Annotated in this window: 18 protein-coding genes; 14 read left to right on the forward strand and 4 right to left on the reverse strand. The window is 54.8% G+C overall.

What is annotated here, in order from left to right:
* Position 1: 1 nt before the first annotated feature.
* The 3 genes from ABHR63_RS04845 to ABHR63_RS04855 are packed head-to-tail and all read left to right on the forward strand — an operon-like array spanning position 2 to position 2,797.
* Positions 2 to 430 carry a secondary thiamine-phosphate synthase enzyme YjbQ gene (locus tag ABHR63_RS04845; protein ID WP_006234356.1) on the forward strand — a complete coding sequence of 143 codons (429 nt, stop codon included), beginning with the start codon at positions 2 to 4 and terminating at the stop codon, positions 428 to 430.
* A gap of 33 nt (positions 431 to 463) precedes the next feature.
* Positions 464 to 1,273 carry a BtpA/SgcQ family protein gene (locus tag ABHR63_RS04850; protein WP_346965885.1) on the forward strand — a complete coding sequence of 270 codons (810 nt, stop codon included), beginning with the start codon at positions 464 to 466 and terminating at the stop codon, positions 1,271 to 1,273.
* Positions 1,274 to 1,279: 6 nt separating this feature from the next.
* Complete coding sequence (locus ABHR63_RS04855) at positions 1,280 to 2,797, forward strand: FGGY-family carbohydrate kinase (protein WP_346965886.1); 1,518 nt, start codon at positions 1,280 to 1,282, stop codon at positions 2,795 to 2,797.
* 79 nt (positions 2,798 to 2,876) lie between these two features.
* Here ABHR63_RS04855 and ABHR63_RS04860 read toward each other — a convergent pair whose 3' ends face one another.
* A complete protein-coding gene (locus ABHR63_RS04860) occupies positions 2,877 to 3,659 on the reverse strand; it encodes a TatD family hydrolase (RefSeq protein WP_346965887.1) in 783 nt (260 codons plus the stop codon).
* Between the two features lie 14 nt (positions 3,660 to 3,673).
* Complete coding sequence (locus tag ABHR63_RS04865) at positions 3,674 to 4,471, reverse strand: tRNA threonylcarbamoyladenosine dehydratase (protein WP_346965888.1); 798 nt, start codon at positions 4,469 to 4,471, stop codon at positions 3,674 to 3,676.
* Positions 4,472 to 4,650: 179 nt separating this feature from the next.
* On the opposite strand from ABHR63_RS04865, the gene ABHR63_RS04870 reads away from it, so the two are divergent.
* The 5 genes from ABHR63_RS04870 (at position 4,651) to ABHR63_RS04890 (ending at position 9,267) form a co-directional block, all read left to right on the forward strand.
* Entirely contained in the window at positions 4,651 to 4,929 is a 279-nt protein-coding gene (locus ABHR63_RS04870; protein ID WP_346965889.1) for an autorepressor SdpR family transcription factor, read from the forward strand.
* The gene (locus ABHR63_RS04875) at positions 4,922 to 5,626 is read left to right on the forward strand and encodes an SdpI family protein (RefSeq protein WP_270226768.1); all 705 of its coding nucleotides are present in this window, start codon (positions 4,922 to 4,924) and stop codon (positions 5,624 to 5,626) included. The genes ABHR63_RS04870 and ABHR63_RS04875 overlap by 8 nt, the downstream gene beginning before the upstream one ends.
* A 183-nt stretch (positions 5,627 to 5,809) precedes the next feature.
* Positions 5,810 to 7,489 carry an energy-dependent translational throttle protein EttA gene (gene ettA, locus ABHR63_RS04880; protein WP_055251458.1) on the forward strand — a complete coding sequence of 560 codons (1,680 nt, stop codon included), beginning with the start codon at positions 5,810 to 5,812 and terminating at the stop codon, positions 7,487 to 7,489.
* A gap of 280 nt (positions 7,490 to 7,769) precedes the next feature.
* A complete protein-coding gene (locus tag ABHR63_RS04885; RefSeq protein ID WP_161144873.1) occupies positions 7,770 to 8,897 on the forward strand; it encodes a hypothetical protein in 1,128 nt (375 codons plus the stop codon).
* 31 nt (positions 8,898 to 8,928) lie between these two features.
* On the forward strand, positions 8,929 to 9,267 hold the full coding sequence (locus ABHR63_RS04890) for a hypothetical protein (protein ID WP_195245735.1): 339 nt from the start codon (positions 8,929 to 8,931) through the stop codon (positions 9,265 to 9,267).
* A gap of 53 nt (positions 9,268 to 9,320) precedes the next feature.
* Here ABHR63_RS04890 and ABHR63_RS04895 read toward each other — a convergent pair whose 3' ends face one another.
* Positions 9,321 to 10,667 (reverse strand): hypothetical protein, encoded by a 1,347-nt coding sequence (locus ABHR63_RS04895; protein WP_161144875.1) that lies wholly within the window; start codon positions 10,665 to 10,667, stop codon positions 9,321 to 9,323.
* Between the two features lie 138 nt (positions 10,668 to 10,805).
* Entirely contained in the window at positions 10,806 to 11,759 is a 954-nt protein-coding gene (locus tag ABHR63_RS04900; RefSeq protein WP_161144876.1) for a hypothetical protein, read from the reverse strand.
* A 494-nt stretch (positions 11,760 to 12,253) separates the two neighbouring features.
* On the opposite strand from ABHR63_RS04900, the gene ABHR63_RS04905 reads away from it, so the two are divergent.
* The 6 genes from ABHR63_RS04905 to ABHR63_RS04930 all read left to right on the forward strand — a co-directional run bounded on the left by ABHR63_RS04905 (position 12,254) and on the right by ABHR63_RS04930 (position 20,773).
* Positions 12,254 to 12,535, forward strand: a complete 282-nt coding sequence (locus tag ABHR63_RS04905; protein ID WP_055251466.1) for a DUF2087 domain-containing protein — start codon at positions 12,254 to 12,256, stop codon at positions 12,533 to 12,535.
* Positions 12,513 to 13,697: an MFS transporter gene (locus ABHR63_RS04910; protein WP_346965890.1), complete on the forward strand. Its 1,185-nt coding sequence runs from the start codon at positions 12,513 to 12,515 to the stop codon at positions 13,695 to 13,697. Before ABHR63_RS04905 ends, ABHR63_RS04910 begins: the two co-directional genes overlap by 23 nt.
* Before the next feature lie 7 nt (positions 13,698 to 13,704).
* A complete protein-coding gene (locus tag ABHR63_RS04915; RefSeq protein ID WP_346965891.1) occupies positions 13,705 to 16,026 on the forward strand; it encodes a B12-binding domain-containing radical SAM protein in 2,322 nt (773 codons plus the stop codon).
* Positions 16,027 to 16,338: 312 nt separating this feature from the next.
* Positions 16,339 to 18,339 carry an NAD(+) synthase gene (locus tag ABHR63_RS04920; protein ID WP_161145565.1) on the forward strand — a complete coding sequence of 667 codons (2,001 nt, stop codon included), beginning with the start codon at positions 16,339 to 16,341 and terminating at the stop codon, positions 18,337 to 18,339.
* A gap of 118 nt (positions 18,340 to 18,457) precedes the next feature.
* Complete coding sequence (locus ABHR63_RS04925; RefSeq protein WP_195245731.1) at positions 18,458 to 19,621, forward strand: pyridoxal phosphate-dependent aminotransferase; 1,164 nt, start codon at positions 18,458 to 18,460, stop codon at positions 19,619 to 19,621.
* 201 nt (positions 19,622 to 19,822) lie between these two features.
* The gene (locus ABHR63_RS04930) at positions 19,823 to 20,773 is read left to right on the forward strand and encodes an L-lactate dehydrogenase (RefSeq protein WP_022094138.1); all 951 of its coding nucleotides are present in this window, start codon (positions 19,823 to 19,825) and stop codon (positions 20,771 to 20,773) included.
* The last annotated feature ends 183 nt before the right edge of the window (positions 20,774 to 20,956 follow it).

Raw genomic sequence — 20,956 nt, forward strand, 5'->3', positions numbered from 1 at the left:
CATGGTGACGCTCGAGACATTGAGCTATCTATCGACTGCTCCGGACCAGTTCATCGATATTACCGAGGACGTGCACGCCGCCATCGAACGCAGTTCGGTGACGAATGGCTTGGCAGCAATTATTTTGTCGCATACGACCTGTGGAATCGTGGTAAACGAGGGACTGCCCTGCGTGGAGACGGATCTTATGGAGACGCTTGATCGCATCGCCCCGCTCGATGCCCCCTATGCGCATGCACACTTCCTGCCGAGCTATGGAGCCACCGGCAACAACTCCTGTGGGCATATCAAGAGCATGATTTGTGGAAACAGTTGCTTCTTTCCCGTCCAAGATGGCCACATCGTGTGCGGAAGTGCCCAGAACATCTATCTTGCGGAGTTTGACGGTCCGCAGAAGCGAAAAGTGTACGTCGAGGTGCTGGGGGAGTAACGTCCCTGCGATAACCCTATGAAGGAGCACGTTATGTCGTTTCTAACCTCGATGTTCAAGACCGAAAAGCCGGTTATCGGAATGCTGCACCTGCGTCCTCTGCCGGGCGATCCGCTGTATTACCCGGGCGGAAGCGTGCCGCAGGTCGTGGAAGCCGCCAAGCGCGATCTCGAGGCGTTGCAGCAGGGCGGTGTCGATGGCATTTTGATTACCAATGAGCTCTCGATGCCCTATGAGCAGCACGTTTCTCCCTCAACCCTTGCATCGATGGGCTATGTAATCGGGGCTCTATCCCATGATCTGTCGACCCCTTGGGGAGCTGAGGCTATTTACGATGGTGATGCCACAATCGAGCTGTGCGCTGCCGTCGACGCGCAGTTCACACGCTGCAATTTTTGCGGTGCCTGGGCCGGTGATCTTGGGCTGATTAACCGAGATTTCGCTCACACCATGCGTCGCAAGGCGGCGCTGCGCTTGGACGACCTCAAGCTTTTTCACTTCATCACGAGCGAGGGGGAGGTTTATCTCAACGACCGCACGACTGCGGACATTGCCGATTCACTTCTCTTTAATTGCCTTCCGGATGCAATGGTCATCGGCGGTTCGGCTGCCGGTCGTGGCGCTTCGGGCGAGCTTGCCGATGAAGTCCGCGAGCGTGTTGGCGAAGTACCCGTGGTATGTGGCACCGGTTGTCGCGAAAATACCGTGGCTGACGTATTTGCTCACTACGATGGCGCGTTTGTCGGCACCTGCTTAAAGCGCGACGGAAAGCTGGATGCCCCGGTTGATGTTGAGCGGGTAGCTCGTTTTATGGCTGCCGCTCGTACGGCGCGAGGGGAGTAGGCACCTATGGCGCTCTATCTGGGTATTGATATTGGGACAAGCGCCTCTAAAGGCGTTTTAATCGATGATCGATGCAACATCGTTTGCCAAGCCTCTTGTGGACATGAGACGGACAACCCGTGTGACGGATGGTACCAGCATGATGCGGAGGCAGTTTGGTGGGGCGATTTTTGCCGCTTGTCGCGCGAGCTGGTGGCGCGATCGGGGGTTAACGCGGCACAGATCGGATGCGTGGGCCTTTCCGCATTGGGTTGCGACTGTGTGCCGGTCGATACCGAGTGCAACGCGCTGGCGCCCGCGATTTTGTATGGAGTCGATGCACGTTCGAAGCCGCAGATTGACGAGCTTCTTTCCGAATATGGGTCAGATCGCGCACGCGAGCTTTTCGGGCACGATCCCTGTTCGTCAGATATTGCTCCCAAGATCTTGTGGTTTAAGGAGAATATGCCCGAGGTGCACGAACGTGCCGCGAAGTTCCTGACGGCGTCATCGTTTCTATGCGCAAAGTTGACGGGGCGTTTTACGGTGGACCGTTATTTGGCGGAGGATTTTCTTCCCCTATACGACCGCTACACCTGGAAGGTTGATGCTCGGGAATGTGCTCGTTTCTGCCGGCCTGACCAGATGGCGGAGGTAATGTCGGCTACCGATATTGCCGGGGTGATTACGCGGTGTGCGGCTGAGGCGACGGGGCTCGCGGCAGGGACACCTGTCTTAGTGGGAACGGGCGACTCTGGTGCCGAGACCATTTCGACGGGTGTATTCCGTCCCGGCGATATGATGGTTCAGTTGGGGAGTACGGCGTATTTCATCTACCTAGCTGATCATATGATCGATGATGCCCGCCTGTGGCCGGGGACGTTTATCATTCCCGGAACTTACGGGATCTGCGCGGGGACCAATACGGCGGGCGCACTCACATCGTGGCTGCGCCAAGAGCTGTATCGCGACGCCGTAGAGGCCGAGGGCCACGGTGGTCCCGATGCCTATTCGGTTATGGCGCATGATGCCGCCGATGTGGCGCCGGGTGCCGATGGGCTCCTGTGTCTGCCGTACTTTGCGGGGGAGCGTACTCCGCTCAACGATCCCGAGGCGCGTGGCGTCTTCTTTGGCCTGACCGGAAGGCATACGCGAGCCCATATGGTTCGCGCCGCCTTGGAAGGCGTCGCGTATACCGTTGCATCCCATGTCGACATTATCGAGCGAGAGCATGGACTGCCAATTGGGCGCATTATGCTTGTCGGAGGTGGAACCAAGAATCCAGTTTGGATGCAGGCTATCGCCGACGTATGCGGGCGCGAGGTCTCGGTTGCCAAGGTTACGGTGGGCGCATGCTTCGGTGATGCCATCATGGCAGCTCTCGCAGGTGGTGCCTATGCATCATGGGATGAGCTCGCCCGAGTCCTTGGCGTTGCGCAAACAATCGCGCCCGATATGGCTGCCCACGAGTTATATGTGTCGCGCCGTCATATCTTCGACGAATTGTATGCACGCAACCGTGATCTCATGCACGAATTGGTGTAATGCTGCCGAATTGTACTGCCTACCAATAGGGACTGCGTTGTGCGATTCGCATGTCCCTTGGCATGTTTGCCCACAGGGGTTAGCGAAGGTCAAAAACAGAGCGCGCATTTGCTAAAACTGCCGACTCGATGCGCTTTGCGTCACAGTTTTTGAGTGAGGCAATGCGCATCGAGGTCCTTGTGAGCGATCTGATGAGCGACTGTGCGCTTGTTTCTGTGTTTGGTTCGGCTGGTGAATCGGTCTCGAGCAGTAAACGATCGAGTGGAATCTGTCGTGCGTATTCGCGTCCTCGTTTAGATGCGAGCATGCGTTCGTTGACGGAAAAATAACAGCCCGCATTACGCGCGCGGACGAGTTCGTCCGAAGTACCGCTAAACCAGTGGAAGATGATAACGGGGGAGCTGGGGGTGTCCTCAAGAAGGCTGTGCGACTCCAAAATGTTCAAGATCGCTCCTGCCGCGCGAATGGCGTGAATGGACAGGACGCGCCCAGGAAGCGGGTACTGCGACAGCGTCTGGCAAAGCCGATCAAATGCCTGAGTTTGGATTCCCTCGGTGTCCGCGAAGCGCGGCGAGAAGTCGAGCCCAACTTCGCCGATATAGCGCTCCTGTGCGGCAAATTTGCAAAGCAGATCGATTTCGGCGGTACCGCATCGGCCGTCAGCCAGCCACCAAGGATGGAGTCCGATGCCGGCGGTGATGCCTGGGTGGCACGCGGCGCACTTGTTTGCCGTTGCGAAGTCGCGCGGGTCGACCCCGCAATCAAAGAGTCCCAGCCCCATCGCCGCGACCTCGCTGGCAATGGCGTCAGGGCAGGCCATTAAATCAAGGTGGCAGTGTGCGTCAAAAAGCTGTAACTCCATCGCGGCGTGCTCCGCTAGTCCAGGCGCTGACCGTCAGCGCGCACGCGCTCGGTGCCGCGACCACTGATCTGGCGGATAACCTCGCCGGCAATCATCTGACCCATGATGGGCGGCATAAAGCTGGCGGTTCCGAGCTCGGTACGCTCGTGGATATTGGAAGGGTCGCGGGGCTGTGTCTTAACCGATTCCTCACAGCTAAACAGTACATGCAGGCTCTTGATTCCGCGTTTCTTGCATTCTTTGCGCATAATGCGGCTCATAGGGTCACGCACCGTATCGAAGATGTCGGCAAAGCGGAGGCACTCGGGATGGAGCTTGTTGGCCCCGCCCATGGAGCTAACCAAACGAATGCCGTGGTCCTGAGCGTATTTGGCAATGGTGAGCTTGGCCGAGATGGTGTCGATGGCGTCGACGACGTAGTCGAGCTTGCCGTCCGTCTGCTCCAAAACGCTCGCGAAGAAATCATCGATGTTGTCGCTCAGCAAGTATTCGGTGCGCTTGATGACGGTGGCGGCGGGATTGATGTCGTGGATCATGGCCTCTATCACGTCGACCTTGCGCTTGCCGACGGTGCTGTGAAAGGCGATGGCCTGGCGATTGATATTGCTGGGCGCGATGATGTCCTTATCCAGAATGACGAAATGACCAATGCCGCCGCGGGCGAGTGCCTCGCAGCAGTTGGAGCCCACGCCTCCGCAGCCGAGCACTAGCACCGTAGCATCGGCGAGCTTATCGAGTGCCTCGCGGCCCATGATAATCTCGAGCTTGGTGTCGCGTGTCTCGATGGGAGTTGCGGCTGTGGTTTCGGTCATAAATATCCTCCGATGGGGAAGCGAATCGTGTTTTAGCTATCGTCATTATAGGTAATCGCCCATAGGTTGCGATGGCGTTTGCTTTGATGTGGTTTGAAGCATTGCGATTAGATAGTTAGACAAACATCTAAATATCGAGTATAGTGTGCGCGTCATGAGAGATGATGAGAGGAGGTCTTATGCCGGGAGAGGGTTTTAAGGCGCTGGCCGATCCTACGCGACGGCACATTTTGGAACTGCTGCGCGAGGGCAATTGTACTGCCGGGGAACTTGCCGAGCATTTTGACATTAGCAAGCCGTCGCTCAGCCATCATTTGACGATGCTCAAAAACGCCGGGTTGGTGACCGACGAACGCCATGGTCAAAACATCGTATACAGCTTAAACACCACCGTCATGCAGGACTTGATCGGTTGGTTTATGGGCTTTACAAACACGGAAGGTGATAAGGATGAATAACGAAAACAAGGGCATTCACGCCACGGGGGTATCGCGGCGTGTGTGGATTGCGCTGATCGCTCTGTGCGTCGCCAATGTCGTAGTGCACCTCATAGTGATGCCGAGCTTGCCTGCGCAGATTCCCACGCACTGGGGAGCGAACGGCGCCGTCGACGGTTGGGGCCCTAGCTGGATGGCCTCCGCGCTCGGCGTGCTGCCTCTGGCACTTCTTGCAATGTTCCGCGTGGTGCCGCACATCGATCCCAAAGGTGAGGCATATCGAACCTCGGGCAAGTTCTATCAGGGCTTCGTAATCGCCTTTACCTTGTTCATGTGTGCCGTAAGCTGGCTGGGAGAGCTTACGGTCTGGGGCGTGGTGCCGGCGGTCGGTTCGGTCAACGTGCTGATTTCCGGTGCTATCGGTTTGCTGTTCATCGGCGTAGGCAACTACTTGCCGCGTGTGAAGCAGAACTATACGCTCGGTATCAAGACACCTTGGGCGCTTGCCGATCCCGAGAACTGGCGCCGTACGCAGCGTTTTGGCGGCGCCTGCTTTATGGTGCTGGGTATTGGCCTGATTGTGATGGGCGTGGCAGGCAGCGTGCTTTCGAGTGAAGTCGTCGCCGCGGTGATTGCGGTTCTGGCGTTTGGTTCGGTTGGAGCCGTCTACGTCTACTCGTATCTGTTGTGGCGCAAATCGCAGCGAGCCGCTCGTTAAGGTTGCGGAAAACTAGCGTACGCAGTTCATAGTATGTTCCGGGGGACTTTTCCCAGGTAGTATTAGGGGCGTGGGCAACCATGCCCCTTTTTCGTTAAGTTTCAGAGCTGGTTTCCTCATTTCGTTTCCACTAAAGCGAATCAAGAATAGGGAAACAGCAGGTAGAAAGGATAGAACAGACATATGGCGGAGTTTATCTACCAGATGTATCAGGCTCGCAAGGCCCATGGCGACAAGGTAATCCTTGACGACGTGACCCTGAGCTTCTACCCCGGTGCCAAGATCGGCGTCGTGGGCCCCAACGGTATGGGCAAGTCGACCCTGCTCAAGATCATGGCCGGTATCGAGGAGGTCTCCAACGGCGATGCCAGGCTCACCCCCGGCTACACCGTGGGCATCCTGCAGCAGGAGCCGCCGCTCGACGATGACAAGACCGTCATCGAGAACGTGCGCATGGCGTTTGGCGACATGATCGCCAAGGTCGATCGCTTCAACAAGATCGGCGAGGAGATGTGCGACCCGGACTGCGACATGGACGCCCTCATGGCCGAGATGGGCAAGCTCCAGGACGAGATCGATGCCGCCGACGGCTGGGATATCGATTCCAAGCTCGGCCAGGCCATGGACGCCCTGCAGCTGCCCGATTCCGACATGCCGGTCAACGTGCTTTCCGGCGGCGAGCGCCGTCGTGTTGCCCTGTGCAAGCTGCTGCTCGAGGCTCCCGACCTGCTGCTGCTCGACGAGCCCACGAACCACCTGGACGCCGAGTCGATCCTGTGGCTCGAGCACTTCCTGCATAACTATCAGGGCGCGGTGCTTGCCGTCACACACGATCGCTACTTCCTGGATAACGTTGCCGAGTGGATCTGCGAGGTCGACCGCGGTCACCTTTATCCCTACAAGGGCAACTACTCCACGTATCTGGAGACCAAGGCCGCGCGTATCGAGGCGCAGGGCAACCGTGACGCCAAGCTCGCCAAGCGCATGGAGGCCGAGCTCGAGTGGGTACGCAGTTCACCCAAGGCTCGCCAGGCCAAGAACAAGGCTCGTCTGGCTCGCTACGAGGAGATGGAGGCCGAGGCCCGCGCAAGCCAGAAGCTCGACTGGACCGATATCCGCATCCCTGTGGGCCCGCGTCTGGGCAACAAGGTGCTCGAGGCCCATCACCTGCACAAGGAGTTCGACGGTCGCGTGCTCATCGATGACCTTTCGTTCACCCTGCCGCGCAACGGCATCGTGGGCGTGATCGGCCCCAACGGTGTCGGTAAGACCACGCTGTTCAAGACGATTGTGGGTCTGGAGCCGCTGACTTCGGGCGAGCTCGAGGTGGGCGAGACCGTCAAGATTAGCTACGTTGATCAGAACCGCTCCGGCATCGACCCCGACAAGAACCTGTGGGAGGTCGTCTCGGACGGCCTGGACCACATGATGGTCGGCGAGACCGAGGTCCCGAGCCGCGCCTATGTGGCGAGCTTTGGCTTTAAGGGCCAGGACCAGCAGAAGCGCGCTGGCGTACTCTCCGGTGGCGAGCGCAACCGTCTGAACCTGGCACTCACGCTCAAGCAGGGCGGCAACCTGCTGCTCCTCGACGAGCCCACGAACGACCTCGACGTCGAGACGCTGTCCTCGCTCGAGGCGGCGCTGCTCGAGTTCCCGGGCTGCTCGGTGGTCATTAGCCACGACCGTATGTTCCTGGACCGCGTCGCCACGCACATTCTGGCGTGGGAGGGCACCGACGAGAATCCGGGCAACTGGTATTGGTTCGAGGGTAATTTCGAGGCCTATCAGGCCAACCGCATCGAGCGCCTGGGCGAGGACGCGGCCCAGCCGCATCGTATTCACCGTAAGCTGACGCGCGACTAGTAGCAAGTAGAAAGGCCGCCACCAAGGGCGGCCTTTCTTGTAGCAATTGCACTGCAGCTATGCCCTGGCTGCTGGTTTGATTCATAATCAAAGTTATCTCTTTGGGATTAAAGCCCGTTTTTGCTATGAGCGATTTTCTAATTCCGTTTAAAACGTAAAGACGCATTGGGTTGCAAGGACATAAGCAAATCGAATTGAAATATAACCAGTGCTGTAACGTTACAAAAAAGATTATAGAATAGGAGTACCTTATAAGTCGCTTCTCTAGAAAGAAGAACATATGCTTTCGCGTCGTCGTTTTCTGCAACTTGTCGCGTCTTCAATTGTCGCCTTAGCCGCACGTCCGAAAGAGGTTTTTGCTTCGACGGGCAATATTGATGGTGAGCAGATACAATTTACTTCTGAAATTGCGCAAGAGCTTGCCGATAAATATATAAAGGGACTCCTCGGCTATTCGTATACGCCTTCTGACCCTATTCCTTTTGTAGATGTTGATGGGTCCCCGCTTGGTTACATTGTTCCGGTTGTGACATCCAATAGAGCCGCGGGCTATTTGGTTTTAGATGCTTCAGATGATGAAATACTTACGGGATATCGTTTTGGAGACGGCTTAGTCAGCCCTATGGATCGGGGAGGAGATCTTGGTGTCGAGTCTTATTCTTTCAATAACCCAGTCGTAATGATCAATCCATTCGAATTCGGCGTGCAATCTTTGGACGGTTCAATAACAACAAATTGCGGAAGAACAATCCCGGCTGTTTCCATAGAAGGACGGCCTGTCGTTTTATCGAATAAACCTTCAAGCTGGAACGATGTTGTAATTTACGCAACTCAAATGCAGGATTACACAGTATCTGGATTTCGTTCCATTTCTCAGTTTATGTCATATGATGAAAGCGAGATTAAGAGGCTTACCGCCCACTATGCTTGTATGGTGACAGCTTTTTCGAACGTTGCGGAACTGTATGGCATTGCCAATTTATATAGCGACCCTTCGCAATATATGCAGATATGGAGTTACACCAATACCCATGCTCTTTCCGATGAAGAACAGACTGTTCCCGGCGTTGTTTTGGGTGGAACGCCGATATCAACCTGTGCAACGGGGTTTACAAATTACTGCGCAAGCAGAGGAAGTACTCTTATCGCCCGCACTGTCTCCTCTCCGGCTATCGCGAGCATTCAAAATGAGATTAACTCTAATAGACCGAATGTTTTACATGCGAGTTTGTACAACGGATCAGCCCATTCTGTAACAGCGGAGGCTTACGCCACACTTACTGGTAAGAAAACTGGAGAGACAAGGCAGATGATTGGCATAGCGGACGGCTGGAATTCATCTTTATCCTTCCTGAAGTATGATCAGAGCTATTATGCGTGGACTTATGGAACGACTTTTTCGAAGTAGGGCGATTCGTCTAGCCCTGTCTTTGGTGCTGATGGCTTCATTGGTGGGCTGTTCAACAAAGGAAGAGATATCGCGCGGAGGTTCCGGAGAAGTGACTGCGACAGACTCAGGTTCATTAGAAATAGCTGGCGGGCATGCCGATGTGATGTTACAAGGAAAAGGCGTGCTTAGGTCGGTTGATGCTGAAGACGCTGTCTGCTCAATAGAGGATTTAAAGACAGGTGAAACTGCACCGTACCGAGTCTCAGATAATGCTGCGAATATGATTGAGTCGATACCGACTGGAGCGCAGGTTTCTTTTAGATACTTTGCTCCGCAACTTGAGGATGAGCTTGCTTCTCTGGTGTCTATATGCACCGATGACAACTAAAAGGCCTGAATTCAAAAGGCCTCGGATGGTCAATTGGCTATCCGAGGCCTTTTTTACTCGACCGGGGCTTCGACCTTGTCGATGACCCAGGTGGCTCCGAGGCCGCCGGTGGTGTTGCGGCGGATGCGCACGGTGACTTCGTGGCGCTCGCCGGCCTGCGTGTAGTGCAGGGGGAAGCTTGCGCGGTTTCGCGCGGCCTCGATGGTACCGCGCTCGCGGGCGATCCAGTAGTACTCGCCGACGATACCGAGCGTGTCGGCGCCGTAGGGGAGATAGGTCGATAGCTCGTGCAGAAGCGGGCCGGGGCAGAAGACCTCGGTTGCGAAATCGATGGGGAAGTCCTTGGGGATGGTCGGTGCTGCGGGTGCGGGGGCCGGTGCTGCAGCGGGGGCCGGAGACGGTGCCGGTGCGGGAATTTGGTCGCAAACAGCGGCGGGCACGGATTCGATGACGGGTGCGGGCTCCGGCGTCGCTTCCGGCTTGATCGTGGAATCTGCGGGCTCCGGCGTCGTCTTCGGCTTGGTTGTGGAATCTGCGGGCTTCACGGTGACGGGCGCGTCTGCAACTGCGGTTTCAACCTCAACCTGCGTCGCGTTCTCGTTCTCGACGCTCGACTTTGCCTCGATGGGCGTGGATGCCATGGTGGTGATGCCGGCGTTTGCGTTCTCGGGGTCATAGACGACCGTGAGCGAGATGGCGGGCTGCGGCGTCTCGGGCTCCGGCGCCGACTCGGTAGCGCCTTGATCGTCGGGCTCGTCGGGCTGATCGTCCTCGGTCTCGTCGCCAAAGACATCGCTGTTTTGGAACGCAGGCGTTTCGGGCTGGTCAGCGGCTTCTTCGGTTGTCGACTTGGGAGCTTCGTTGAGCTCCGCAGTGGCTTCCTGCTCGGATATGACTTCGGGATCGGTCGTGGCGGTGATTTCGGTGTCGGCTTCTGCCGTTACCTCAATAGCGACTTCGATCTCTGCCTCGGGCTCGGGCTCCGGAGCGACTTCGGCCACGGGCTCGGGCTCGGCGCGCTTAACGTGCTTGGGGCGCACGGCCTTGAGGTCCTTCTCGCCGCGCTTTTTCTTTTTGTAGGACTGCTTGGCACCCTTGGCAGCCTTGGGCTTGTCCTCGCCCTTGGCAAGGGCGGCATCCCAGGCCTCGTTGGCGATGAGCGTGGCATACAGGCGACCGCCCTTAAAGACGGTCAGCCTTATGCAGTCGTCGAGCTCCTCGAGCAGCTCGCGCGTGGACTCGAAGCCCAGGTCATAAGCGGCCATGTCACCAGCAGCGAGCGCCTCCTCGACCTGCGTCATAAACGTTTGCTTGCCGCACCCAATCGCATCACGCAGCAGACGATACAGATAGATGTGGTTGCCCAGCGATAGCGTGGGCTTAACTATTGTCTTGCTCATGGCAAATCTCCTCTTTACACACCAAAGCATCTTACCATCGCGCGGGGCTTGCTACCTCGGCGCCCAAGGCAAACGGGCGCGACCGTTGCCGGTTCGCGCCCGTTATACAGGTCGATTATCTATGAGGGGCAAACGTGCTTAGTTGCCCGATGCCGTGCCTTGGCTCGAGCTGTCAGATGCCGTGCCGGACGCGGTTCCACTCGAGCTGTTCGAGTTGCTGGTGTTGCTGCTGTCTGCTGAGCCCGTTCCCGACGTGGTGTCGCTCGTCTGGTCGCCCGTGCTCGGTTGAGAGCCGTCAGTCGTTTGGCTTGAGTCGGTTGTGCCGGATTGCGTACCGTTGTTGTTCACAGAAGAATCGGCGCCCTGCGACTGATCGGGGGTGTTCGAGGACGAGTCGGTGGATGCGGAGGTGCCCTGCGAGTCGTCCTGCTGGCTTTGCGATTGACCAGTGCTGTCCGCGTCGTGCTCGGTCGTGCGTGACGACAGAATCGGCTCGGGACGCTCGCCCAGACCCTCACCGGCGGTGGTGATAAGGATGGCAGCGGTGCAGGCGATAACCGCGACGATGGCGATGGCGATCGAGAAGATGATGACCTTCTTTTGCGTCTGGCTGCGCTCTGCCGCCGCCTTGGCGCGCAGGCTGTCGGGGGCGACGCGCGCCGTGGTCGCGCGCCCTGCAATCTGGCGCATCTCCTGGGTAGTCGCGGCGCCGCCTAAGTGCTCCTCGGCATTTAATTCAACGGGTTCATAGGCGCCGGCGGGGTAGTCGACGGTGGCGTGCGTACCTTTGAGGGCTTCGGCGCTGGCAGAGATAAAGTGGCGGTAGACCTGCGAGGACACAACGGTGATGACCGAGCTCACGGCGGCACCGATCACCGATCCGGCGATACCGATCTTGGAGGCAAGCGCGACGCTCGTGGCGGCAGCTGCGGCGCCGGCGATGATTTGGGGAATGGAAATGTCGTCAAACAGGCCCTTTTTGGGCGCGATGGCCATGGTCTGTCCGATGGAATGGTTCTCGTGCACGCCGTTGTTGAGCGATGCCGGCGTCATGACGCGCGTGCGCGGCGCGTCGGTGTACTTGGTTGTCATACGGGGTCCTCCCGGTGTAAATCTGCTTCGTTTCGTGTAGCCATCAGGGTACCCACCAGATGTGAATCGTACGTGACATTTAACAGATACCATCAACTCATCAAGGGGGGCTTGCTGTCTTTGGTGCAATAGCTTGATGCTAAACTGGATTTACGATTGCGAGGTGGTTTACGTGATGTACCCGTATATGACATTCGAAGACGGTACCGAGGTCGTTCATTCTGACCTGATTGCAGATGAGGATATCGAAAAGGTTGTCGTGCATTTTGAACGACCGACGGCAGAGGGCTTCGACTCCGCTCGCTGTGAGTTGCCTTCCTGTTCGTGGACTGACTGGGAAGGGCATTTTACTCAGAGTGAAAAACGAGCTTTCGAAGAGTGTTTGAGCAAATCATTTAGATTAGTTCGAGTTTAGTTCGAATAAAGAAGCCGAATGCGATGACCTAAAGCGTATGCATTTTTAGTATTAGATGCGTATGAAATGGAGGATGTGAATGGATGAGCTAATAGACTTTAAAAAACGATTTCTCAAGAATGGCGAGCTGGTTTCAATTCCAAAAAAGGAAAGCTATAAAAGAATCATGCTGCTATGGGCCGTCTCTTTCTTTGAATTAAATACAAGTTATACGGAGCTTCAGGTTAATCGTGTGCTGTCACAGCTCTATCCTGATTATGCCGTGTTGAGGCGGTACTTGGTTGATTATGGATTCCTATTAAGGGATGAACGAGGCCTGAAATACGAGGTTAATCGTGATGTTCACGGTATTGAGAGCTAGCCATCCGGTTCGGGTCCTATATATTGCTAGAGGGATAAGCGAAATAGGCAATTGGTGTGCGAATATTGCTTTGCCAATGCTGATTTACGAGGTAACTCACGATGTTTCTGCAACTGCTTTGATGGTCTGCTGCAGATTTGCCCCCTCTCTGTTTTCAGTTTCGCTCGTGCAGCTGCCTCAGAAGATGGGTATCGGGACACTGCAGGCCATGAGATTGGCAGACTTAATTCGCGCGGGATTATTCGTTTGCTATATTTTTGTTGATAGTAAATGGAGTATGTTTGCTATTACGTGCGCGGTATCGCTTTGCCGAACGGTTGAAATGCCCTGCTTTTACTCGTTGTTAAGAGCCAATACGAATAGTATCAATCGCGACGTAATTAATAATTCGTTTGGGTTTCTGCAGAATTTGATGATGGTTCTGGGGCCAGTTGCCGGCGGTTTTGTTGTCGCTCAATTTGGGGCGGAGGCTGTTCTTGCATTAGACGCGCTTTCTTTTGCCGCGTCGTTCTGGTTGCTGCGAGATGTTCCGTCGGTTATCGAGGTTAATGATAAAGAGGGGATAAGCAAAAATGAAAAAAACAGGACTGCATTTAGTGATCTTAGCGCGAAGCACTTGGCAATTGGTTTCCTATTAATCGATATTTCTAGTGGCGTGGCATTCGGCTCTCTGAATTCTCTTTTGCCAGCTATAGCGCAATTGCAATTTGACTCGTCATCGATACAATATGGATTCCTTCAGAGTAGTCTTACAATCGGACTGTTGTTCGGAAATACAATATATGGTCGTTTAATTAGTGGTTCCGATTGCGTTAAATCATATTGTTTTGTGACGTATCTTGCGCTCGGTGCGTATCTGGCGTTTGGCTATCGTTATGCGTCTGGGATATCGTTTATTTTCCTTTTTATCGTCGGTGCCGGAAACGCCATTCAAGATGTGCTTCTCATAACATCGCTGCAGGATTTGGCGAGAGACGAATCTGAATCGATAAGCCTGTTTTCAATTAGGGAGTCTTTGCAATCGGTTGCTGTTGTTATTTCAACACTCCTTGTTTCGCTGTTCACGAGCACCGCGATGTTCTCAATTCTCGTTACAGGACTTGGTGTATTTTCAATTATGATGGTAGCTGCGTTTCAATTGAATTATTTGCGAAAGATGTGACGTTGATATGCCTAAAACGCTTTTAGTATTTCCCCCAGGATGGAGTCCAGTGGGGCCGTATCTTGCCTTGCCTGTTTTGAAGTCATATCTTCAAGAGGTTGAACAATATAAAGTTGACATTGTTGACTTAAACGTGGAATTTTACGATGACCTCCTATCTTTTAGACATGTCGAAGAGTGCTGTAAAAGGTATCGGGAATCAAAGGATTCGTTTAGTTCGAATGTTCAATTAACAATCGAGTTGATACAAAAGTCAGCACTTAATGTTGACGAGGCAAAAGATATTTTCAGATCGAAGAGATACTTTAATCTAAAAGAAAGACAATATGCTGAAAACATTTTTAGAAATGCACTCTATATCATAAATCACGTCTCGTATGGAGTTAAATACACGTTCAACTCCATAGATCTGCCCTATGATTATTATTCGACACCAGAAATAATGAAATCGCTTGCGGATACCTTGCATAATCCGTTTATTTCCTTCTATGAAACTGCCTTTCTTAAGCGTATTCAGAGGGAAAAAAATGAGTTTATTGGGATTTCGGTGAGCGGCTGTTTCCAATTGATTTCTGCAGTTACGTTAGCGAAACTGATTAAAGAAGAATGTCCATCTGTTAAACACGTCTCATTGGGCGGCAATTACATTACTCGTTTAGCAGATGACTGCATGAAAGAATGGCATCCCTTTTTTGAATACATTGATTCGATAATGATGTATGACGGCGAAGAGCCGCTTGCACGTCTTCTTGAGGCTCTTGACTCCGGTGATGACAATCTCGACTGTGTTCCAAACCTTTGCCATGCTAAAGGTGGAAAGATATATAAAAACCATCGGATTGAGCAAACATTTATCAACGATACAGTTCCCGATTTCGATGGCTTCGCCCTTTCTAAATACTTCATGCCTGAGTTAATATTGCCGGTTTATTCCTCTAGGCAGTGTTTTAATCATTGCGCCTTCTGCACCATTCCCGGTGCTACCGGTGGTTGTTACCGAAAGATGCCTATATCGAGAGTATTTGAAATAATGTGTCGGTTAAATGAAAAATACGGCACGAGAGTTTTCTCTTTTGTGGATGAAACATTCGAAGGCAAAAGAATGGAGCAACTCGCGGATGAAATAAACGCATCGGGAAAAACGTTTTTCTGGCATGGAGAAACGAGGTTCTCTCCAACCCTAAGTACAGACGTTTTCAACAAGATATACCAAAGTGGATGTAGGCAGATTCAGTTTGGCCTCGAGTCATACAACCAAAGAGTTCTTGATCTAATGAAGAAGAACACGAGAGTTGATTGGATTGATCGCAATATCCATGATTGTCTCAATGCGGGTATTCCTGTTCATCTATTCTTTATGATTGGCTTCCCGACCGAAACTAAAGAAGAGGCTCTGAACACCTTAGCTTATACAGAGAATGTTTTGAATTATTCAAAACAGGTATGTGGTGTTCCATATTCCACGAGAGGATTTACGAATTTTGGTCTCGTTATGGGGTCGGATGTTTGGAATCATCCCGATAAGTATGGTGTCTCTGTAATGCCGAAGTCCCAATATGAGGATTTGCGCCTCGAAGTGGATTATGTTTCAGGCACTGGTTTAACTTTAAATGAAGCAAAATCCTTATCTGATGAGCATCATATTGATTTTTATATGCAAGAGGTCATAAACGGTAGCGACACAATTGACTTGCCCCAGCGGCTTCATATTTCAGAGGTGACCTGGATCCTAGATTCTATTCACGCTGTCAGGTATAAGGGACATTTGACCAAAGTAAAGCGACGGCTAACTAGTCTAAATCCAGCTGATCGAATCTGGCTGGATTCCAAGACCTCTGTCGTGCTCGTTGAGCCATTTGCCTACTTCTATAATTCTGAATACCATCATGTCTATGCTGTTTCCCAGTTGGTATACCTTAAGTTGGCCCGTTTATTGGAGGCCGATTGTAGCATTTCTCTTATCCTTGATCAGGGCGACCTCGAGCTGACAAGGGCGATAGAAGAACTGTTGCATTATGGATTGCTGAATACAAATATCGATGCCGATTATGTAATGCACGATAATGGTTTTCAATTGGTTAAAAGTTCGTTTGTGAAAGAAGTCGGACGCTCAAAAGAGGGGTTAAGAGTACTGCTGAGTTGTGCCACCCATAGAATGTGTGCGGTTAATGATTTTTCGTTCGCTTTGCTTTCGTTGTTTGAAAAGCCGATTACTAAGAACGAGGTGCGCGACATTTTGAAAAAAGAGGGACTATCGGCAAACGAGGAGCAATTAAACAAGTTGGTTGATAATTGCATGAAAGCAGATATACTACAATTGATTAGATAGAGGAGGTTTCTGCATGGACGTTATTAACAAAGATCTCTTGGAGCAACTGAAAGAGTTTCAGGAAGAGGGCGTCGTGGTGGAAGTGTTCGACTTTGAGGACTACATGGATAAATTCTGCCATTAGTTTCGGAATTTACTCGCCTCGCTTAAAGGAGAAGTCGATTATCGATTTCTCCTTTTTTAATTAAAGATATTTTTGAAATACATGCTTTTAGCACAGGTTGGCCTCTCAGTAAACTGGGAGGTTGCTTTGGCTAGTTAGAGATATGTGAACGTCCGTTAGACTGAATCTCAGGGTAGAAGGGGCCTCCAGTGTCCAGATCAACAAGGCAATGCTGCGTTTCGGCTAATAAGAACGATGGCTTTTTGCGTGTGGCGGCGGCGTCGCCGCAGATTCGCGTGGCCGATGTCGAGGGCAATGCCGAGGTTGCGTTAGCGGCTGTTCGCGCGGCTGTTGAGCGCGGCGTTCGCGCGCTGGTACTGCCCGAGCTCAACTTGTGCGGCTATACCGCGGCCGATCTGTTCCATAACCGCACATTACTGCATGCCTGCGAGGCTGCTTTGGTGCATATCCTCGATGAGACTCGTGAGCTGCCGATTGTCTTTACTATCGGTCTTCCCGTTGCAGTTGCCGAGAATATCTACAACTGCGCCGCCGTGTGCTGCGCGGGCGAGCTTTTGGGCCTCACGGCCAAGAAGTATCTGCCCAACTATGGCGAGTTCTACGAGCGCCGCTGGTTTGCTCCGGCGCCCGCAGATCCCGTGTGGGTCGAGTTTGCCGGTCAGGGTCCGGTTCCGCTGGGTTCGGAGCTTGTCTACCGCTGCTGTGACGAGGGTGCCGAGGATATGGTGCTGGGCGTTGAGGTCTGCGAGGACCTGTGGGTGCCGGCGCCCCCTTCGACCGAGATGGCGCTTGCCGGTGCGACGGTGATCCTCAACCCGTCGGCCTCGGACGAGATTATCGGCAAGGCAGATTACCGACGCAGCCTCATATCCAACCAGAGCGCGCGCCTGTACTGTGCCTATGCCTATGCAGATGCGAGCGAGGGCGAGTCCACGACCGACATGGTCTTTGCGGGCGAGAACCTCGTCTACGAAAACGGCTCCAAGCTCGCCGCGACCAAACTGCTTACCTGCGATATGGCCATCGCCGATGTTGACCTCGACCGTCTGGTTGCCGAGCGCCGTCGCTCGACGACGTGGACGCGCGCGGACGATGCGCCTGAGGCCACGACTGTTGAGTTTTCATTTGAGGGCGTGCTGGCCAAAGAGCCCGTCCTGCGCGATGCCTGCGATATCGACCGCGTTTTCCCGCGCGCGCCCTTTGTGCCGGCCGACCACGGCGACTTGGCCGAGCGCTGCGAGACGATCCTCGATCTGCAGACTGCGGGCCTCAAGACCCGCCTTGCCCACACGGGTACCAAGGCTGCGGTTATCGGCCTTTCGGGCGGCTTGGACTCCACGCTAGCGCTGCTTGTGACCGTGCGTGCCTTCGATGCACTGGGGCTGCCGCGCACTGGTATCACAGCCGTGTCCATGCCCGGCTTCGGCACGACGCATCGCACCAAGTCGAATGCCGAGTCGCTCGCCCGCGACCTGGGTGTGAGCTTCCGCGAGGTTTCGATCCACGCGGCTGTGGAGCAGCACTTCAAGGACATTGAGCATGATCCAGCTGTGCAGGACGTGACCTACGAGAACAGCCAGGCGCGCGAGCGTACGCAGATTCTGATGGATCTGGCCAACCAGGCTGGCGGTTTTGTCATTGGCACGGGCGACCTGTCGGAGCTGGCGCTCGGCTGGGCTACCTATAACGGCGACCACATGAGCATGTACGCCGTCAACGCGAGCGTGCCCAAGACGCTTGTGCGCCATCTGGTACGCTATGCCGCCGATGTCTTTGGCGGGCGCATTGCCGAGGTCTTGCTCGATATCCTCGATACGCCGGTGTCCCCCGAGCTTCTGCCGCCCACGGGCGACGGCGAGATTGCGCAGAAGACCGAGGATTTGGTGGGCCCGTACGAGTTGCACGACTACTTCCTCTACTACCTGCTGCGTTTTGGCTTTGAGCCGGGCAAGATCTACCGCATGGCGCTCAAGAGCTTCGAGGGCGTCTACGACGTCAAGACCGTCCACACGTGGTTGCGTACGTTCTATCGTCGCTTCTTTGCCCAGCAGTTTAAGCGCAGCTGCCTGCCCGATGGTCCCAAGGTGGGCTCGGTGACGCTCAGTCCGCGCGGCGATTGGCGTATGCCGAGTGACGCCAGCTCACGTCTGTGGCTTGCGCAGATCGATGCGCTCGATCCGATTGACTAAGGTTGGCTAAATTGAACCAATACGGGGGTTGCAAGCGTTACACTTTTGCAATCTGATGGCCCGTATCGCGCGGCGCTCTTGTCGGAGCGCCGCGTTTTTCATATCGAAAGGTGGCACCATGCAGGCATCGCAGCGTCTCGACCGCTTTAGCGCGGAGGTCTTCGCCTCGCTCAACAACAAACTGCTTGCGCTGAAGGCTCAGGGCAAGACCATTTACAACATGAGCGTGGGCACGCCCGACTTTAAGCCGTACGACCACGTGGTCGAGGCGCTCACGCAGGCAGCCCAAGATCCCGAGATGTGGAAGTATGCCCTGCGCGACCTGCCCGAACTCAAGCAAGCTGTGTGCGATTACTATGAGCGTCGCTTTGGCGTTTCGGGCATTACGCCGTCCATGGTGCAGTCGTGCAACGGCACGCAGGAGGGCGTGGGCCATTTGGGCCTGGCCCTGCTCGATCCGGGTGACACCATTTTGGTTCCCGATCCGTGCTACCCGGTTTTTGAGGCGGGGGCCAAGATCGCCGACGCCAAACTCGAGTATTATCCGCTGGTGGCGGAGCACAATTACCTGCCCTATGTGGCGGGCATCGATCCCGAGGTGGCCGATCGTGCCAAGTACATGATCGTGTCGCTGCCCGCCAACCCGGTGGGCTCGGTGGGCACGCCCGAGATCTACGAGGAGATCATCGCTTTTGCCCGCGAGCACGACCTGCTGATCGTTCACGACAACGCATACTCCGACATCGTGTTCAACGGCGAGCCGGGCGGCAGCTTCTTGCAGTACCCCGGCGCGCTCGAGGTGGGCGTTGAGTTCTTCTCGCTCTCCAAGTCGTTTAACGTCACCGGTGCCCGCATCGGCTTTTTGGTCGGCCGAGAGGACGTGGTCTCGGCCTTTGCCAAGCTGCGCGGCCAGATCGACTTTGGCATGTTCTTCCCGATCCAGAAGGCCGCCATCGCCTGCCTGAACGGTCCGCGCGATGAGGTCGAGGCGCAGCGTCTGAAGTACCAGGAGCGCCGCGATGCCCTGTGCGACGGTCTTGAGGGCTTGGGCTGGGAGCGCCCCAACGCGCATGGCTCTATGTTTGTGTGGGCCAAGCTTCCCGGTGGCCGCACCGATTCCATGGCGTTTTGCGAGGAGCTTATGGAGAAGGCCGGCGTTGTGGTGACGCCGGGCGCGAGCTTTGGTCCTTCGGGCGAGGGGCACGTGCGCATGGCGCTGGTCTTGCCGCCCGACCAGATCGCTTTGGCTGTCGAGGCCATTCGCGAGGCGGGCCTGTATTAGAAAGCTATTTTGGCTCGTCAATATATCGAAACCGATTTCGTGCAGTTATTTTACGAATTCTGCAAACAATTTCGGTAAACGGTCGATTTTTGGCTGCGAATAGGAGCATAATCAAAGTCCCGATTGGATGTATTGGGATTACGACAAGCCGCTCGGGTCGTTCCCGGGCGGCTTGTTTGTGGAGTGAGATGGGAGTTTCTAATGGTTAACGAGAAGAAGGTCGCTATTGTCGGCTGCGGTTTCGTCGGTTCGTCTTCGGCGTTCGCGCTGATGCAGAGCGGTCTGTTCTCCGAGATGGTCCTCATCGACGTGGACAAGAACCGCGCCGAGGGTGAGGCCCTGGATATCGCGCACGGCATGACGTTTGCCGAGCCGATGAAGATCTACGCCGGCGATTATTCCGATGTCGCCGACGCCGCCATGATCGTCGTCACCGCTGGCGCTGCCCAGAAGCCCGGTGAGACCCGCCTGGACCTGGTCAACAAGAACGTCAGCATCTTTAAGTCCATTATCCCCGAGATTAAGAAGTCCGGCTTCGATGGCATTCTGCTCATCGTCTCCAACCCGGTCGATGTTCTGACCTACGCCGCCATCAAGATGTCCGGCCTGCCCGAGGGCCACGTCATCGGCTCCGGCACCGTGCTCGACACTGGCCGTCTGCAGCAGATGCTTGGTGCCCACGTCGAGGTTGATCCGCGCGACGTTCAGGCCTATGTCATGGGTGAGCACGGCGACTCCGAGTTTGTCGCTTGGTCCAGCGCCCAGGTTGCCGGCGTGCCGCTGAACACCTTCTGCGAGCTTCACGGCCACCTGGAGCATGAGGCTGCCGAGAAGCGCATCGCCGAGGACGTTAAGAACTCCGCCTACACCATCATCGAGAAGAAGCACGCCACCTACTACGGCGTCGCCATGGCCGTTAAGCGCATCTGCACCGCTGTTATGCGTGATGAGCAGACCGTTCTGCCCGTTTCCTCGCTCATGGTGGGCGAGTATGGCCTGTCCGATCTGGCCATCTCCATGCCGACGGTCGTTGGCCGCGACGGCGTCGTCTGCCGCGTCCCCGTGCCGCTGAACGACGACGAGCAGCATGAGCTCACCGTCTCCGCCAAGGCCCTCAAGGACATCATCGACAGCGTCGACTTCTCCTGCTAAATCAAGCTCGCTAGAGCGAAAAGCTACAATGAAGGCGTCCGGGTCCACACGGCCCGGGCGCCTTTTTGGTGCAAAGTAACCTGACTCCAATGCACCATAGTTGATGGTGTTAGCGCCGGAATAATTTAGCCAAATATAGTCGGCCGAGATTGACCAATCCCGGCCGACCCATTTTAGCCAACA

Source organism: Collinsella aerofaciens (assembly GCF_039752775.1).
Lineage (GTDB): Bacteria > Actinomycetota > Coriobacteriia > Coriobacteriales > Coriobacteriaceae > Collinsella > Collinsella aerofaciens_R.

Bases quoted from the DNA above. Each gene is read 5' to 3' on its own strand.
- ABHR63_RS04845 (WP_006234356.1), top strand. From the start codon at position 2: ATGGTGACGCTCGAGACATTGAGCTATCTATCGACTGCTCCGGACCAG.
- ABHR63_RS04850 (WP_346965885.1), top strand. From the start codon at position 464: ATGTCGTTTCTAACCTCGATGTTCAAGACCGAAAAGCCGGTTATCGGA.
- ABHR63_RS04855 (WP_346965886.1), top strand. From the start codon at position 1,280: ATGGCGCTCTATCTGGGTATTGATATTGGGACAAGCGCCTCTAAAGGC.
- ABHR63_RS04860 (WP_346965887.1), bottom strand. From the start codon at position 3,659: ATGGAGTTACAGCTTTTTGACGCACACTGCCACCTTGATTTAATGGCC.
- ABHR63_RS04865 (WP_346965888.1), bottom strand. From the start codon at position 4,471: ATGACCGAAACCACAGCCGCAACTCCCATCGAGACACGCGACACCAAG.
- ABHR63_RS04870 (WP_346965889.1), top strand. From the start codon at position 4,651: ATGCCGGGAGAGGGTTTTAAGGCGCTGGCCGATCCTACGCGACGGCAC.
- ABHR63_RS04875 (WP_270226768.1), top strand. From the start codon at position 4,922: ATGAATAACGAAAACAAGGGCATTCACGCCACGGGGGTATCGCGGCGT.
- ettA (WP_055251458.1), top strand. From the start codon at position 5,810: ATGGCGGAGTTTATCTACCAGATGTATCAGGCTCGCAAGGCCCATGGC.
- ABHR63_RS04885 (WP_161144873.1), top strand. From the start codon at position 7,770: ATGCTTTCGCGTCGTCGTTTTCTGCAACTTGTCGCGTCTTCAATTGTC.
- ABHR63_RS04890 (WP_195245735.1), top strand. From the start codon at position 8,929: ATGGCTTCATTGGTGGGCTGTTCAACAAAGGAAGAGATATCGCGCGGA.
- ABHR63_RS04895 (WP_161144875.1), bottom strand. From the start codon at position 10,667: ATGAGCAAGACAATAGTTAAGCCCACGCTATCGCTGGGCAACCACATC.
- ABHR63_RS04900 (WP_161144876.1), bottom strand. From the start codon at position 11,759: ATGACAACCAAGTACACCGACGCGCCGCGCACGCGCGTCATGACGCCG.
- ABHR63_RS04905 (WP_055251466.1), top strand. From the start codon at position 12,254: ATGGATGAGCTAATAGACTTTAAAAAACGATTTCTCAAGAATGGCGAG.
- ABHR63_RS04910 (WP_346965890.1), top strand. From the start codon at position 12,513: ATGTTCACGGTATTGAGAGCTAGCCATCCGGTTCGGGTCCTATATATT.
- ABHR63_RS04915 (WP_346965891.1), top strand. From the start codon at position 13,705: ATGCCTAAAACGCTTTTAGTATTTCCCCCAGGATGGAGTCCAGTGGGG.
- ABHR63_RS04925 (WP_195245731.1), top strand. From the start codon at position 18,458: ATGCAGGCATCGCAGCGTCTCGACCGCTTTAGCGCGGAGGTCTTCGCC.
- ABHR63_RS04930 (WP_022094138.1), top strand. From the start codon at position 19,823: ATGGTTAACGAGAAGAAGGTCGCTATTGTCGGCTGCGGTTTCGTCGGT.